The following is a 13,365-nucleotide window of genomic DNA, read 5'->3' as shown; positions in this document are numbered from 1 at the left end:
CCCATGGACATCGGCGTGGTCATGCAGAACGATCCGCCCGCGCTCGCCCTCGTCGACTGGGCGCGCCGGGCCGAGACGGCCGGATTCAGTCACTTCTGGACGTTCGACTCGCACGTGCTCTGGCAGGAGCCGTACGTCGTCTACTCGGCGATCCTGGCCGCGACCGAACGGATCGTGGTCGGCCCGATGGTGACCAACCCGGGCACCCGGGACTGGACGGTCACCGCGTCGACGTTCGCGACGCTCAACGAGATGTACGGCAACCGGACCGTCTGCGGCATCGGCCGGGGCGACTCGGCGCTGCGGGTCCTCGGGCTCACCCCGCAGACCCTCGGTCAGCTGCGCGAGAGCGTGCAGGTGATCAAGGCGCTGGGCAACGGTGCCGCCGCGAACGTACGCGGCAACGAGATCCGATTCGCCTGGGCGGCGGACAGCCGGCTGGAGGTGTGGGTCGCCGCGTACGGGCCCAAGGCTCTGGCGCTGACCGGTGAGGTCGGCGACGGGTACATCCTGCAGCTCGCCGACCCGGACATCGCCGAGTGGATGATCGGCGCCGTCAGAAAAGCCGCGGTCAAGAATAAAAGGGACCCGGACGCCATCAAGTTCTGCGTGGCCGCACCCGCCTACGTCGGCGACGACCTGGCGCATCAGCGGGACCAGACCCGCTGGTTCGGCGGCATGGTCGGCAACCACGTGGCGGACATCGTCGCCCGGTACGGCGGCGACGGCGCGGTGCCGCAGGCGCTGACCGACTACATCAAGGCCCGCGAGGGATACGACTACGCCGAGCACGGGCGGGCCGGCAACAGCCACACCGGTTTCGTGCCCGACGAGATCGTCGACCGGTTCTGCGTGCTGGGGCCGGTGGAGAACCACGTCAAACGGCTGCAGGAACTCCGGGAGCTGGGAGTCGACCAGTTCGCGGTCTACCTGCAGCACGACGCGAAGGAGTCCACCCTGGACGCCTACGGCGAGCAGATCATCCCGGCCTTCGCATGAGACGGTTCCTCGCCGTCCTGGCCGGGCTGCTGACCGGGGCCGCGGCCTGGGAGGGGTACAAGGCCGTCGGGAACCCCGACGGGACGGTGCTGTTCGGCGTGCGGGTGCTCCCGCGCGCCGACGACCTCTCGATGCCGCACCTGTGGACGATCGCCGAGCGGCTCGGTGCCCCCGAGCTGACCGGCGGCCGCCCGGTGTGGCGGGTCGTGGTCGACGCGTGCCTGTTCACCCTGGGGATCACCACCGCCGGTTTCGTCGCCGGGGCGTTGATCGGGCTGGCTCTGGCCGTCGCGATGCAACGGTTCCGGGTGGTGGAGCGCGGGCTTCTCCCGTACGTGATCATCTCCCAGACCGTGCCGCTCGTGGCGCTCGCACCGCTCATCGCCGGGTGGGGCGGCGTCCTGATGCCGCCCTGGGCGACGGTGGCGGTGATCGCCGCCTACCTGGCCTTCTTCCCGGTCGCGGTGGGCATGCTGCGCGGTCTGCAGTCGCCGTCGGCCGCCGGCGTGGAACTGATGCGCAGCTACGCCGCCGGCTGGTGGCGCACCCTGGTGACGCTGCGTCTCCCCGCGGCGCTGCCCTATCTCTTCCCGGCGTTGCGCCTGGCCGGGGCCGCGGCGGTGGTGGGTGCCGTCGTCGGGGAGATCTCCACGGGTACGCGCGGCGGCATCGGCCGGCTGCTCATCGAGTACGCCCGGGAGGCCACCTCGGACCCGGCCAAGGTCTACACCGCGATGCTCGGCGCGGCGCTGCTCGGCCTGCTCGTGGCCGGCGCCGTCAGTCTTCTCGAACTGCCGCTGATGCGGCACCGTCGCCACGTGGAGGTGGCCACGCTATGACCGCCGTCGCGATCTCCGGCGTCACCAAGGTCTTCAACCCGGGCCGGCCCGACGAGGTGCTCGCCCTCTCCGATGTCGATCTGACGGTCGCCGACGGCGAGTTCGTCTCGCTGATCGGGCCGTCCGGATGCGGCAAGAGCACGCTGCTGCGCCTGATCGCCGACCTGATCGCGCCGACCACCGGCACGGTCACGGTGGCCGGTACGACCGCCGCGCAGGCCCGCCGCGACCAGGCCTACGGCATCGCCTTCCAGCAGGCCGGCCTCTTCGAGTGGCGGACCGTGCGGCGCAACGTGGAGCTCCCGCTGGAGCTGCGCGGCGCGGGCCGGGCCGAACGCCGGGCCAAGGCCGAGGAGATGCTGGAACTGGTCGGGCTGAGCGAGTTCGCCGGCCACTACCCGGGTCAGCTCTCCGGCGGCATGCAGCAGCGGGTGGCCATCGCCCGCGCGCTGGCCGTGCAGCCGCCGCTGCTGCTGATGGACGAGCCGTTCGGGGCGCTCGACGAGATGACCCGCGAACGCCTGCAGGCCGAGCTGCTCGCGGTCTGTGCCGCGACCGGCACCAGCACGGTCTTCGTCACCCACTCGATCTCCGAGGCGGTGTTCCTCTCCGACCGGGTGGTGGTGATGTCGGCGCGACCGGGACGGATCACCGCGGCGATCGACGTGAAACTGCCCTCGCGGGACGAGGCGGGACGTCAGGCGCCGGCCTACTTCGACAAGATCACTGAGGTACGCAAGGCGCTGCGCGGATGAGGCGCGTCGTCCCGCCGGTGGTCGTCGGCGTCCTCGCCCTGGTCCTCTGGGAACTCACCGTGACCCTGGGGCGGGTCGCCCCGTTCATCCTGCCCGCGCCGTCGGCGATCGGGGCGCAGATCCTCGAGCAACGCGGCAACATCGTCGACGCGGCCCTGGCCAGCGGCGCCAACGCCCTGACCGGGCTGATCGGCGGCACCCTGCTGGCGATCCTGGCCGCCCTCGCCGCCAGCCGGTTCCGCCTGCTCGGCGAGGTGTCGGTCCCGTTCGCGGCGGTGCTCAACGCCCTGCCGATCATCGCGCTGGCCCCGATCCTCAACAACATGTTCGAGTCGACCAGCAGCGTGCCCCGCCGCCTGGTCACCGGCATCGTGGTGTTCTTCCCGGTCTTCCTCAACCTGCTGCGCGGGTTGCGCGAGGTGGACCCGGTGCATCAGGAGCTGATGCGCACGTACGCGGCCGGCGGCTGGACGTTCGCCCGCAAGGTCCGGCTGCCCGGCGCGCTCCCCCACCTCTTCACCGGTCTGCGGCAGGCGTCGTCGCTGGCCGTGATCGCCGCGGTCGTCGCCGAGTACTTCGGCGGGCTGCAGGACGGGCTCGGCGCGCGGATCACCTCCGCTGCGGCGTTCACCGCCTATCCCCGTGCCTGGGCCTTCGTGGCCGGCGCCTGCCTGCTCGGACTCTCCTTCTATCTGGTCACGCTGCTGCTGGAACGGCTCGCCATGCCGTGGCGGACGCGACTGATCTCCTGAGTTCCCCCGATTTCCGCGTTGTGGAGGATCCTGTGCGACGAAACCGGATATTTGCCTCTATTGTCACCGCTTCCGCCCTTCTTCTCGCCGGCTGCGGCACCGCCGACTCCGCGGTGACCACCGCGCCCAGCGGCGGCCTCACCCCGATCAAGCTCCAGCTGCAGTGGTTCTTCCAGGCCCAGTTCGCCGGTTACATCGCCGCCGTCGACCAGGGCTTCTACCGGGCCCAGGGCCTCGACGTCGAACTGCTCGAAGGCGGCGTCGACATCGTGCCGCAGACCGTGCTCGCCCAGGGAAAGGCGGACTACGCGGTCGCCTGGGTGCCCAAGGCCCTCGCCTCCCGCGAACAGGGCGCCGGGATCACCGACGTCGGCCAGATCTTCGCCCGGTCCGGCACGTACCAGGTGGCGTGGAAGGACAGCGGCATCACCAGCGCCGCCGACCTCAAGGGCAAGAAGGTCGGCAACTGGGGCTTCGGCAACGAGTTCGAGCTGTTCGCCGGCATGACCAAGGCCGGCATCGACCCCGGCAAGGACGTCACCCTGGTGCAGCAGCAGTTCGACATGCAGGCGCTGCTCAAGAAGGAGATCGACGCCGCCCAGGCGATGAGCTACAACGAGTACGCCCAGTTGCTGGAGGCCAAGAACCCGGCGACCGGGCAGCTCTACACCGCCGACGACTTCGCGATCATCGACTGGAAGACCGAGGGGTCGTCGATGCTGCAGGACGCCGTGTGGGCGAACACCGAGAAGCTCAGCGACCCGAACTACCAGGCCCAGACGGTACGGTTCCTGACCGCCACCATCCAGGGGTGGGCGTTCTGCCGGGACAACGCCGAGAAGTGCCGCGACATGGTTGTGGCCAAGGGCTCCAAGCTCGGCACCAGCCACCAGCTGTGGCAGATGACCGAGACGAACAAGCTGATCTGGCCGTCCACCGGCGGCATCGGCGTGATCGACGAGACCGCCTGGAAGCAGACCGTCGACCTCTCGATGACCACCAGGAACCAGACCGGCGACACCGTGCTGACCAAGGCACCGGAGGGTCTCGCGTACACCAACGACTACATCAACCAGGCGCTCGACGCGGCGAAGGCAGCCGGTGTGGACGTCACCGGCGCGTCCTTCCAGCCCGCCCCGGTGACCCTCACCGAGGGCGGCGCGTAACGCTCTTTCGTGTGTTGAGTCCGGGCGCCTACGGCGCCCGGACTCAACACAGCGCTTGGGGTGTGTTGAGTTTTCGGGCGCGTAGCGCGCCCGAAAACAACACACCCCTGTGCGGGTCAAACCAGGATCAGGCGGCAGGCGAGGGCGACAGCGGTCAGGTCGCCCTCGCGCAGTTTCGCCGCCGCCTCGGCCTCACCCATCCCCTCCAGCCGCACCGCGGACGCGTCGACCAGCGCCTCCTCGCCCTCCAGCAGACGGCGGGCGATCCGGGACTGGGCCGGGGTGAGCTCGGCGTACGCGCACCGGTCCAGAGCCGTCACGGTCTCCTCGTCCAGGTGCCCGGCCAGCGCCCGCTCGGTGACGATCTTCAACAGCCACTTGGGCCACCAGTTGTACCTGCCGATCACCGAACCGGAGTTGAGGGCGGCACCCGGCGAGTGCCCGGCGGCCAGCATCCGGACCGCCACGTCGCCGTCGAACCGTTCCATCCGCAGCGCCCCGACGAACACCCGCAGGATCTGCGGCGTCTTGACGAACTCCTCGGCGGCCGCGGCGGCCTCGCCGAAACGGCCCTCCATCAGGTGGCAGAGGGCCTGCGCCTCGACCAGGCCGAACCCGTCGCCGGACCGCTCCTCGAGCCGCCGCACGGTGTCGACCAGACGCTGCACCGCCCGCTCGGAGCGTTCGGCGAGTTCCTCGGCGGCCGGCTTGTTGAGGTGCCGCACCACCACGTCGGCGGCGATCTCCGCCTCCCGTTTCAGCAACGGTGACGCGATCTTGGCGATGATCAGGTCGCCGAGCCCCTCGGTCAGATACGCCGTGTCGAACCGGTCCGAGGCCTCCTCGAACTGCGCCCACCATGCCGCCGGATGCCTCAGCTGATGCTGTGTCACCGCCACAGCCTGACAAAGCGGCTGCCTTCCCGGCTGAGGATTCGATGAAGGTGATCAGGGAATGAGCGGAAGCTCCTCGACCTCGGCGGCCGTCGGGGCGGCCCCGGAGTGCTCCGGGGCGGGCCGGTCGGCGGCCGTGCTCCAGCGCCCGCTCCGGCGGGCCGCCTCCCTGGTCACCAGGTGCACCGGGAGCGGCGGCGGACGGAACGGCCCGGCACCCCAGCGGACCCAGATCGCGACCCGGCCGGCGGCCGCCTCGGCGAGCAGCTTGTCGACCGTGCGCTGCCGGTCCAGCCGGTCGACCTCGACCGCGAGCGGCGGGGCACCACCCGGGCGGGCGAACGCCACGTCCAGCACCGAGTTGCCCCGCAGCGGCGGGGGCAGCGGGAACACGCTCGGCGCCCGGCGGTAGACCCGCCAGCCGCGCTCCTCGCCCCAGGCGGTGACCTCGTCGATGATCCGCGCGGCGGCGTCGCCCTCGCTGAGACCCGTGAAACCGAGAGCCTCCAGGCGGTCCGCGAGCGACCGGGCGGTGCTGGTGCCGTCGTCCGCCGTGTCCACATCCGTACCCTAACCGGCGGTCCTGGAACATCCGGCCGCGGATCAGGCCGCGGCCGCCCCGGCGCGCTGGGCCGCGACGATCGTGGTGATCTCGTCGCCGGTCATCGGCCGGCCGAGGTGGTGGCCCTGGCCCAGGGTGTACCCGAGGCGCAGCAGACGCTCGGCCTGCTCCTCGTTCTCCACGCCCTCCGCGATCGTCTCCAGCCCGAACGCCCCGGCCAGCTGGAACACCGCACGGGCCACCGCCGTGCTGCCCGGCTCGTCGCGTTCGATGCCGTCGACGAACGACTCGTCGAGTTTGACGATGTCGGCGGGGAACGTCCGCAGCAGGCTCAGCGACGACTCACCGGTACCGAAGTCGTCCAGGGCCAGCCGTACGCCGGTGCCGTGCAGCCGGTGCAGCACCCGCGACACCCGGGGGCTGCGCAGCGACGCCGACTCGGTGAGTTCCAGCACCAGCAGGTCGGCGGGGAGTGCGTGGTCCTCCAGGGCGGCCCGGACGTCCGCCTCGAAGTCCGGGTCGTGGAGTTGGCGCAGCGAGACGTTGGGGGCGACCCGGGTCAGCGCGTCCGGCCCGAACTCGGCGAGCCAGGCGGCGGCCTGCCGGCAGGTCTCACGCAACACGAAACGGCCGACCGGCACGATCAGGCCGGTCTGCTCGGCGGCCGGGATGAACTCGGCCGGTGAGATCGTCCCCTGCACCGGGTGCTCCCAGCGGACCAGCGCCTCCACGCCCACGATCCGCCGGTCGTCGAGCCGGACCACCGGCTGGTACACCACCCGCAACTGCCCGCCGGCCAGCGCCTCACGCAGGTCGCCGCCGAGCTGCACGTGCGCCTGGGCGGACTGTTCCATGCCGCTCTCGTAGCGCACCCAGTTGGCCTTGCCGCGCTGTTTGGCCACGTACATGGCCGCGTCGGCGTCGCGCAGCAGCAGGGTGGCCGCGGCACCGCCGGGCGCGGTGGCCAGGCCGGCACTGACGTGGACGAGCAGCCGGTGCGGCCCGATCGGCACGGTGGTGGCCTGTTTGAGGCGTTCGGCGACGTCACCGCCGCGGGCCGGGCGGTCGATCAGGATGGCGAACTCGTCGCCGGCCAGCCGGGCCGGGGTGCCGTCGGTGCCGGACGCCGACCGCAGCACCTCGGCGAAGGCGATCAGCAGTTGGTCGCCGGCGTCGTGCCCGAGCGAATCGTTGACGCTCTTGAAGTCGTCCATGTCGATCATGAGGACGGTGGCGCCCGGCCCGGCCAGCGCCTCGTCGAGCAGTTCCCGGAAGAGCACCCGGTTGGCCAGGCCGGTCAGCGGGTCGTGGGTGGCCTCGTGCCGCAGCCGGGCCTCGGACGCCCGTTTCTCGGCGAGCAGCAGGGAGTTCTCCCGGAAGGAGAGGTACTGCCGGACGGTGACCAGCCCGGTGACCACCACGGCGAGGGCCACCACCAGGCGGGTCTCGCCCTCCCGCAGGTCCCAGGCGACCGGGCTGACCACCAGTTCGATCAGCGGCAGGTCGACGGCGAGCACCGCGAGGTACGGCAGCCACACGTTGCCGCGCCGCGGCCGGGCCCCGGCCGAGCCGTGCTGACGGCGGGCGGCCAGCGCGACCAGCAGCGGCATCACCGGCAGGCAGATCGCCTGTGCCGGGATGACGCCGTCGAAGGCGGGCACCGCGGCGAACACCGCCACCGCGGCCGCGACCAGCCCGGTCGAGCCGATCAACCGGACCGCGGCCCGGTCCACCGGACCACCGGTGATGTACGAGACCTTGGTGATCGCGCCGGCCGCGAACCCGAACGACAGCATCAGGGTGGCCACCGCCGGCCCGCTCCACGGCTGGGGGGCGTCGAGCATCGGCGCGATGCCGAAGTGCCAGAGCACGGTCACGCAGCCGAGGAACGCGATCAGCCGGTCCAGGCCCTGCCGGCCGCGGTCGGCCCGGCTGTTCACGCCGACCGGCACCCGGGCGACGGCCCACATCGCGGCGAGCACCCCGCCACCGACCAGCACGGCGGAGACCGGTGGCATCGCGGGCAGCTGCGGGGACTCCCGGAAGGCGGCGACGGCGAGCAGGGCGTACCCGGCGGCCAGGGGGTAGCAGGCCGCCTCCAGCCAGCCCCAGAACCGTTCGGCGACCGGGGCCAGGCCGACCGACCGGCGCATCGAGCGCAGTGCCGCCGCGGCGGTCACCAGTCCGGCCGGCATCAGCGTGTAGCCGACCGCGGCCGGGCCGATACCGGTCACGATCCACCACGCGTACCAGAGGACACCGAGCACGACGAGCAGCCCGCTGACCGTGACGTATCGCCACGGCGGTGGTGTGCCGGATCCCCCCATGCTCCCGACGATCGGCGGGGCGGGTACCGGACATGAGATCTTTCCCAGCCGTCCACCGATCTTGCATATATTGACGCTCCTACATACCAAAAGGTGGGGAGCTTCGATGTACGGACGACGCTGTGCAGCCGCGGTCGCGGCCGGGGTTCTGGTGCTGGCCGGGACGGCGACGCCGGCCCGGGCGGCGGTCAGCCGGGCCGATCTGGCGCTGCGCTGGGCGCCCATCCACTACCAGGACACCGACGTCACCGGCGCGCACGCGCTCGGCGGCAAGTCCGACATGATCACCAGGTACGACTTCGACGGCAACCTCGACGGCCGCGACAACTGGGACAACGCCGGGACGGACACGGCCGCGTACGCGTACTACTCGGTGGCCGAGACCGCGTCGCACTTCTTCATCACGTACCTGTTCTTCCACCCGCGGGACTGGGTGGACCACCCGTTCTTCGAGAGCGAGCACGAGAACGACGGCGAGGGCGTGCTGCTCGCGGTGGAGAAGGACGGTTCGGACTACGGCATCCTGCGCTCGGCGGTGACGGTGGCGCACAGCGACTTCTTCTCGTACGCACCGGCCGGCAGCACCTGGACCGACGGCGGCGAGACGATCGACGGCACGCTGCAGATGCAGTCCTCGCCGCACGACGCGTTCACGCACCCGGTCACCGCGCAGGAGGCCAAGGGGCACGGGCTCAAGGCGTACCCGCAGTACACGATCAACGGGGACGGTCTCGTCTACTACCCGTCCACGGTGGCCGAGACACCGTCCGGTGCCGACGACCGCGACGTGCGATACCGGCTGGTGGACGTCTTCGCCGACGGCGGACTGTGGGCCCAGCGGAACACCGGCAGCCTGTTCGCCGCCCTCGGCACGTTCGCCGGCGACACCAGCGGCGGCTGCGGCCAGGGCACCTGGTCCTGCGGCACCGACTCGGCGAACGCACCGTGGGGCTGGGACGACGGTGACGACACGATCGCCCGCGGGGAGATCGCCACCGATCCGGCGGCGCTGTCCGCGGCCTACTTCACCGTGCCGGGCACGCTGTCCCGGTCGTACACGTACAACCCGTACCGGTCGGCGGCGGCCGCGCTGGCCGAGGCGGCACGCACCGAGCCGCCCACGGTCGACTGACCGGGACGGCACGGGTGGGACATCGGTGACCGGCCCACCTTCACGGTGGGCCGGTCACCGGAACCTCTGAGTGAGATCAGTCCTGGTAGTTGGGGTCACCCTCCTCGGGGGCGGCGGTCGGCGCCGGGGTGCAGACCGTCTTGTCCGCGTCGGTGCCGATCAGGTTGGTGGCGACGTAGAGGCCGTTCTTGGCGGTGCCGCCGATGGTGACCGCGTCACCGATGCCGAGCAGGTTCAGCGCGGCCTTCCGGCCGTCCAGGGTGACGGTGGCGAGCTGCGGGACGCCGACCGTGACGGTCTTGCCCTTCAGCGAGCCGGTGGTGACGTTGACGTCGACGGTGCCCTTGAGCAGGTTGAGGGCCTTGATCGTGCCGGTGATGCCGAAGGAGTTGGTGGACGAGCTGCTGCTGGCGGCCGGGGTCGGGGTGGCGGCCGGAGTGGTGGTGCAGGTGGTCGGGGTCGGGGCGGCCTTGCTGGGCTTGGTCAGACCGGGCAGGCCGATCGAGACGCCGAGCGAGGTGGACGCGGACGGCTTGACCAGGCCGGGCAGGGTCACGCCGACCGAGACGATCGGCTTGGCGGTGGCGCTGGCGCTGACGGACGGGCTGGCGGAGGCGCTGGTGGACGGGAGGGTGGTGGGCTTGAGACCAGGCAGGTTGATGCCGATCCCGACACCCGGGTAGGTGATGAAGCCGCCGTTGCCACCGGAACCGGTGCTGGAGCTGCTGGACGGCTTGGGCAGGGACGGCAGGGTGATCGAGACACCGGCCGAACGGCTGGCCGACGCGGACGGGCCGGCCGAGGCGGACGAGCGGGGCAGGCTCGGCAGCGTCACGCCGACCGAGAGGCCCGGGTTGGCGCTGGAGCTGGCGGCCGGCTTCGGCAGGCCGACGGTGATCGGGAGGAGGGGCTTGGCGGTGGAGCTCGAGCTCGCGGCGGGCTTGGGGAGTGTCACACCGACCGACAGGCCCGCGCTGGCGCTGACGCCCGGTTTGGGAAGACCGTTGTTGGCGCTTGAACCGGTTTCCGCGAACGCGGCACCGGCGAGACCGACAGTGGGGACGGTGAACGCGGCGGCCATGGCGACGGTGGCGGCGGTACGGCGGCGCATGTTCATCTGGGGGTTCTCCTCGTTGTTGCCGGTTGCCTTCGCGGCTCGTGCCGCTCCGGCGTGGTGAGAACAAGATTGCGGACCGGCGGGTGCAGCCCGTGGTCACCGCCGGTTGCCGGTCGGTAGCTCGTTTCCGGGGTCTTCCACGCCCCCGCGAACGGATCACCGGAGGCGGTGAAACGGCACCATCCGCGAAGAACGGCAGCGTGCGGGCGGATCATCGCCCTGCGTGTCCCGGTACGCGGCCGGAAGTGGGACGCGCGTCGCAGCCAGGGGAGTTGACATGCCCGGCGGACTAAGTGAATGTCCTGGGATGCACGATGTATGGCCGGCGCCGGGTGTCCTTCTGGCCTCGCGGTACCGCCTCGTCACCTTGCTCGAGACAGGCGGTATGGCGCAGGTCTGGCGAGCCGTCGACGAACTCCTCGACCGGCCCGTCGCGGTGAAGCTCCCGGCGGGCGACACCCGCGCGGCCCACCTGGCGTGGCGGGAGGCCCGGCTCGCCGCACGGCTGCAGCACCCCGGCATCGCCGCCGTGCACGACTACCGTGAGGCCGTCCGCACCGACGGCTCGGTCGCGCCGTTCGTGGTGATGGAGCTGCTCGGCGGCGAGACCGTCGCGGCCCGCCTGCTGGACGGCCCGATGCCGTGGGGTGAGGCCGTCTCGGTCGGCGCCGCGGTCGCCGCCGCCCTGGCGCACGCGCACTCCGCGGGCGTCGTGCACCGCGACATCAAACCGGGCAACGTCATGCTCTGCGCCGACGGGGTGAAACTGCTCGACTTCGGGATCAGCGCGGCCGCCGGCGAGCCGGACGACGACGAGACCGGCGCCAGCTTCGGCACCCCGGCGTACGCCGCTCCGGAACGGCTCGACGGCAAACCGGCCGAACCCGCCACCGACCTGTACGGGCTCGGCGTTCTCCTCTTCGAGATGGTCACCGGGCAGCCGCCGTACAACGTGGACACCTGGGAGGAGCTGGCGGCCGCGCAGGCCACCGGCCCGAGCCGGCTGCCCGGGACCCTGCCGGACCGGCTGCGCCACCTGATCGACCACTGCCTGGAGGACGAGCCGCACCGCCGGCCGTCCGCCGCCGAGGCGCGCAAGGCACTGTCCCGGCTCATCCCGTCCACCCCGGCCCGCAAGACCATCGCGCTGCCACTGCCACCACCGACCGGGCAGGCCCCGGTCCTTCCGGTGCCGCCCCGCACCGGTTCGGCGCTGCGCCGCCGGATCGGCCTCGGCGTCGGGCTGGCCGCGGTGCTGCTGGCGTTCGCCGCGGTGGTGAACGCGATCGGCGACTCCCGCAGCGACGACCGGTACGCGCAGACCCCGGCCGCCACCCCGACGACCGGCGAGCCGGCCGTCGCCGCGCCGCTGACCAGTTCACCGGAGCCGCCGTCGCCGCCCGCCAGCAGCGCCACATCGAGCCCCACCGCCCCGGCGACGCAGGCGACGCCGCTGACCGTGGACGTGGCGCTGAGCCGGGTCCGGGCCGCGGTCGAACGCGGCGAGGAGATCGGCGAGATCCGGCCGGACGTCGCCCTGGACTTCATGAACCTGCTGCGTCAGCTCAGCGTCGGCGAGGACGTCGACGTGCAGGAGCAGGCCGACGTGCTCAGCCGCAAGGTGCGCCAGCGTCTGGGCGAGGAGGCGATCACCGAGGAGCAGGCGGCGATCCTGCAGGCCCGGCTCGCCGACCTGCGCGGGGCGTCCGGCACCTGACCCCGCGGCCGGACCCGGGACACCGGCTCACCGCGTACCCGGGAATCAGGCCGAGCCTCGCAGGATGAGCCTGGTCGGCAGGACCGTCTCGCGCTCGGTGGGCTCGTCGCCGTCGAGCTTGTTGAGCAGCAGCCGGACCATCTCCTGGCCCATCTGCTCGACCGGCTGGTAGACGCTGGTCAGCGGCGGGTCGGTGTGCCGGGCGATGGCCGAGTCGTCGAACCCGATGACCGCGACGTCCTCCGGCACCCGGCGGCCGGCCCGGCGCAGCACGCGCATCGCGCCCGAGGCCATCGGGTCCGAGGCGGCGAACACCGCGTCGATCTGCGGGTAGTGCGTGAGCAGCCACTCCATCGCGGTCGCGCCGGAGAGCTCGCCGAAGTCGCCGCGCGCCGCCGGGCCCTCGCCGACCACGTCGCGGTAACCGTCGTAGCGGGCGATGCCGGCCGCCATGTCCAGCGGGCCGGTGATCGTCGCGATGCACCGGCGGCCCTGGTCCCGCAGGTAGGTGACGGCGGCGCGGGCGCCGCCCCGGTTGTCCGCGTCGACGTAACTGACCGGCTCCGGATGCACCGGACGGCCCACCCGCACCGTCGGCACGCCCCGCTCCTCCAGCACCGCGGGCAGCGGGTCGTCACCGTGCAGGGAGAGCAGCAGCGCGCCGTCGACGTGCTGGCGGGTGAGGTAGCCCTCCAGGTGGCGGCGCTCCTCGGGGGCCTGCGCGATCATCAGGATCATCTGCAGGTTGCGGGCGACCAGCACCGACGAGACGGACTGCACGAGCCGGCCGAAGAACGGCTCGGCGAAGAACCGCTCACCGGACTCGAAGACCACCAGCGCGATCGAGTCGGTCCGCTGGGTCACCAGGGCACGGGCGGCCCGGTTCGGCACATAGCCGAGAGCCGCGATCGCATCCTGCACCGCGGTCCGCGCCTTCGGGCTGACCTGGGCGGAACCGTTGACGACGCGGGACACCGTGCCACGACCGACCCCGGCCCGGGCAGCGACCTCCTCCAGCGTCGGCCGACCCGCCGATCGGCTCCGTTCGTCACGCATCGCTGGCCGTCCTTTCCGCGTCGCCACAGGCGTCCACCGCCGCGCGCGGG

General features: G+C 72.0%; 12 protein-coding genes. 7 read left to right on the top strand and 5 right to left on the bottom strand.

The window, feature by feature from the left end:
• Positions 1-3 precede the first annotated feature (3 nt).
• From WH85_RS32335 to WH85_RS32315, 5 genes are read left to right on the top strand one after another with little or no spacing between them, the layout of a single operon-like run.
• Positions 4-999 (top strand): TIGR03842 family LLM class F420-dependent oxidoreductase, encoded by a 996-nt coding sequence (locus WH85_RS32335; protein ID WP_045745862.1) that lies wholly within the window; start codon positions 4-6, stop codon positions 997-999.
• A complete protein-coding gene (locus tag WH85_RS32330) occupies positions 996-1,838 on the top strand; it encodes an ABC transporter permease (RefSeq protein WP_045745861.1) in 843 nt (280 codons plus the stop codon). Before WH85_RS32335 ends, WH85_RS32330 begins: the two co-directional genes overlap by 4 nt.
• Positions 1,835-2,593 carry an ABC transporter ATP-binding protein gene (locus WH85_RS32325; protein WP_045745860.1) on the top strand — a complete coding sequence of 253 codons (759 nt, stop codon included), beginning with the start codon at positions 1,835-1,837 and terminating at the stop codon, positions 2,591-2,593. Before WH85_RS32330 ends, WH85_RS32325 begins: the two co-directional genes overlap by 4 nt.
• A complete protein-coding gene (locus WH85_RS32320; protein ID WP_045745859.1) occupies positions 2,590-3,345 on the top strand; it encodes an ABC transporter permease in 756 nt (251 codons plus the stop codon). The genes WH85_RS32325 and WH85_RS32320 overlap by 4 nt, the downstream gene beginning before the upstream one ends.
• Positions 3,346-3,377: 32 nt before the next feature.
• Positions 3,378-4,511 carry an ABC transporter substrate-binding protein gene (locus WH85_RS32315; protein ID WP_045745858.1) on the top strand — a complete coding sequence of 378 codons (1,134 nt, stop codon included), beginning with the start codon at positions 3,378-3,380 and terminating at the stop codon, positions 4,509-4,511.
• A gap of 116 nt (positions 4,512-4,627) precedes the next feature.
• On the opposite strand, the gene WH85_RS32310 is transcribed toward WH85_RS32315, so the two are convergent.
• Genes WH85_RS32310 through WH85_RS32300 form a run of 3 tightly spaced genes read right to left on the bottom strand, consistent with a single transcriptional unit; the run spans position 4,628 to position 8,293 of the window.
• A complete protein-coding gene (locus tag WH85_RS32310; RefSeq protein WP_045745887.1) occupies positions 4,628-5,404 on the bottom strand; it encodes a hypothetical protein in 777 nt (258 codons plus the stop codon).
• 54 nt (positions 5,405-5,458) lie between these two features.
• A complete protein-coding gene (locus WH85_RS32305; RefSeq protein ID WP_045745857.1) occupies positions 5,459-5,965 on the bottom strand; it encodes a hypothetical protein in 507 nt (168 codons plus the stop codon).
• 42 nt (positions 5,966-6,007) lie between these two features.
• A complete protein-coding gene (locus WH85_RS32300) occupies positions 6,008-8,293 on the bottom strand; it encodes a putative bifunctional diguanylate cyclase/phosphodiesterase (RefSeq protein WP_045745856.1) in 2,286 nt (761 codons plus the stop codon).
• A gap of 106 nt (positions 8,294-8,399) precedes the next feature.
• Here WH85_RS32300 and WH85_RS32295 point away from each other — a divergent pair, with 106 nt between their 5' ends.
• Complete coding sequence (locus WH85_RS32295) at positions 8,400-9,425, top strand: hypothetical protein (RefSeq protein WP_045745855.1); 1,026 nt, start codon at positions 8,400-8,402, stop codon at positions 9,423-9,425.
• Positions 9,426-9,501: 76 nt separating this feature from the next.
• Here the strand turns inward: WH85_RS32295 and WH85_RS32290 are convergent, their stop codons facing one another.
• Positions 9,502-10,542 carry a hypothetical protein gene (locus WH85_RS32290; RefSeq protein ID WP_045745854.1) on the bottom strand — a complete coding sequence of 347 codons (1,041 nt, stop codon included), beginning with the start codon at positions 10,540-10,542 and terminating at the stop codon, positions 9,502-9,504.
• A 277-nt stretch (positions 10,543-10,819) separates the two neighbouring features.
• Between WH85_RS32290 and WH85_RS32285 the strand changes: the two genes are divergently transcribed.
• Positions 10,820-12,259 carry a protein kinase domain-containing protein gene (locus WH85_RS32285; RefSeq protein ID WP_083449414.1) on the top strand — a complete coding sequence of 480 codons (1,440 nt, stop codon included), beginning with the start codon at positions 10,820-10,822 and terminating at the stop codon, positions 12,257-12,259.
• A gap of 45 nt (positions 12,260-12,304) precedes the next feature.
• Here the strand turns inward: WH85_RS32285 and WH85_RS32280 are convergent, their stop codons facing one another.
• Positions 12,305-13,315, bottom strand: a complete 1,011-nt coding sequence (locus tag WH85_RS32280) for a LacI family DNA-binding transcriptional regulator (protein ID WP_045745852.1) — start codon at positions 13,313-13,315, stop codon at positions 12,305-12,307.
• Between the last annotated feature and the right edge of the window lie 50 nt (positions 13,316-13,365).

The sequence above is a fragment of the Actinoplanes rectilineatus genome (genome assembly GCF_000962825.1).
Taxonomy (GTDB): domain Bacteria; phylum Actinomycetota; class Actinomycetes; order Mycobacteriales; family Micromonosporaceae; genus Actinoplanes; species Actinoplanes rectilineatus.
Note: the sequence above shows the minus strand (reverse complement) of the source record. Positions and strands in the feature narration are given on the sequence as shown.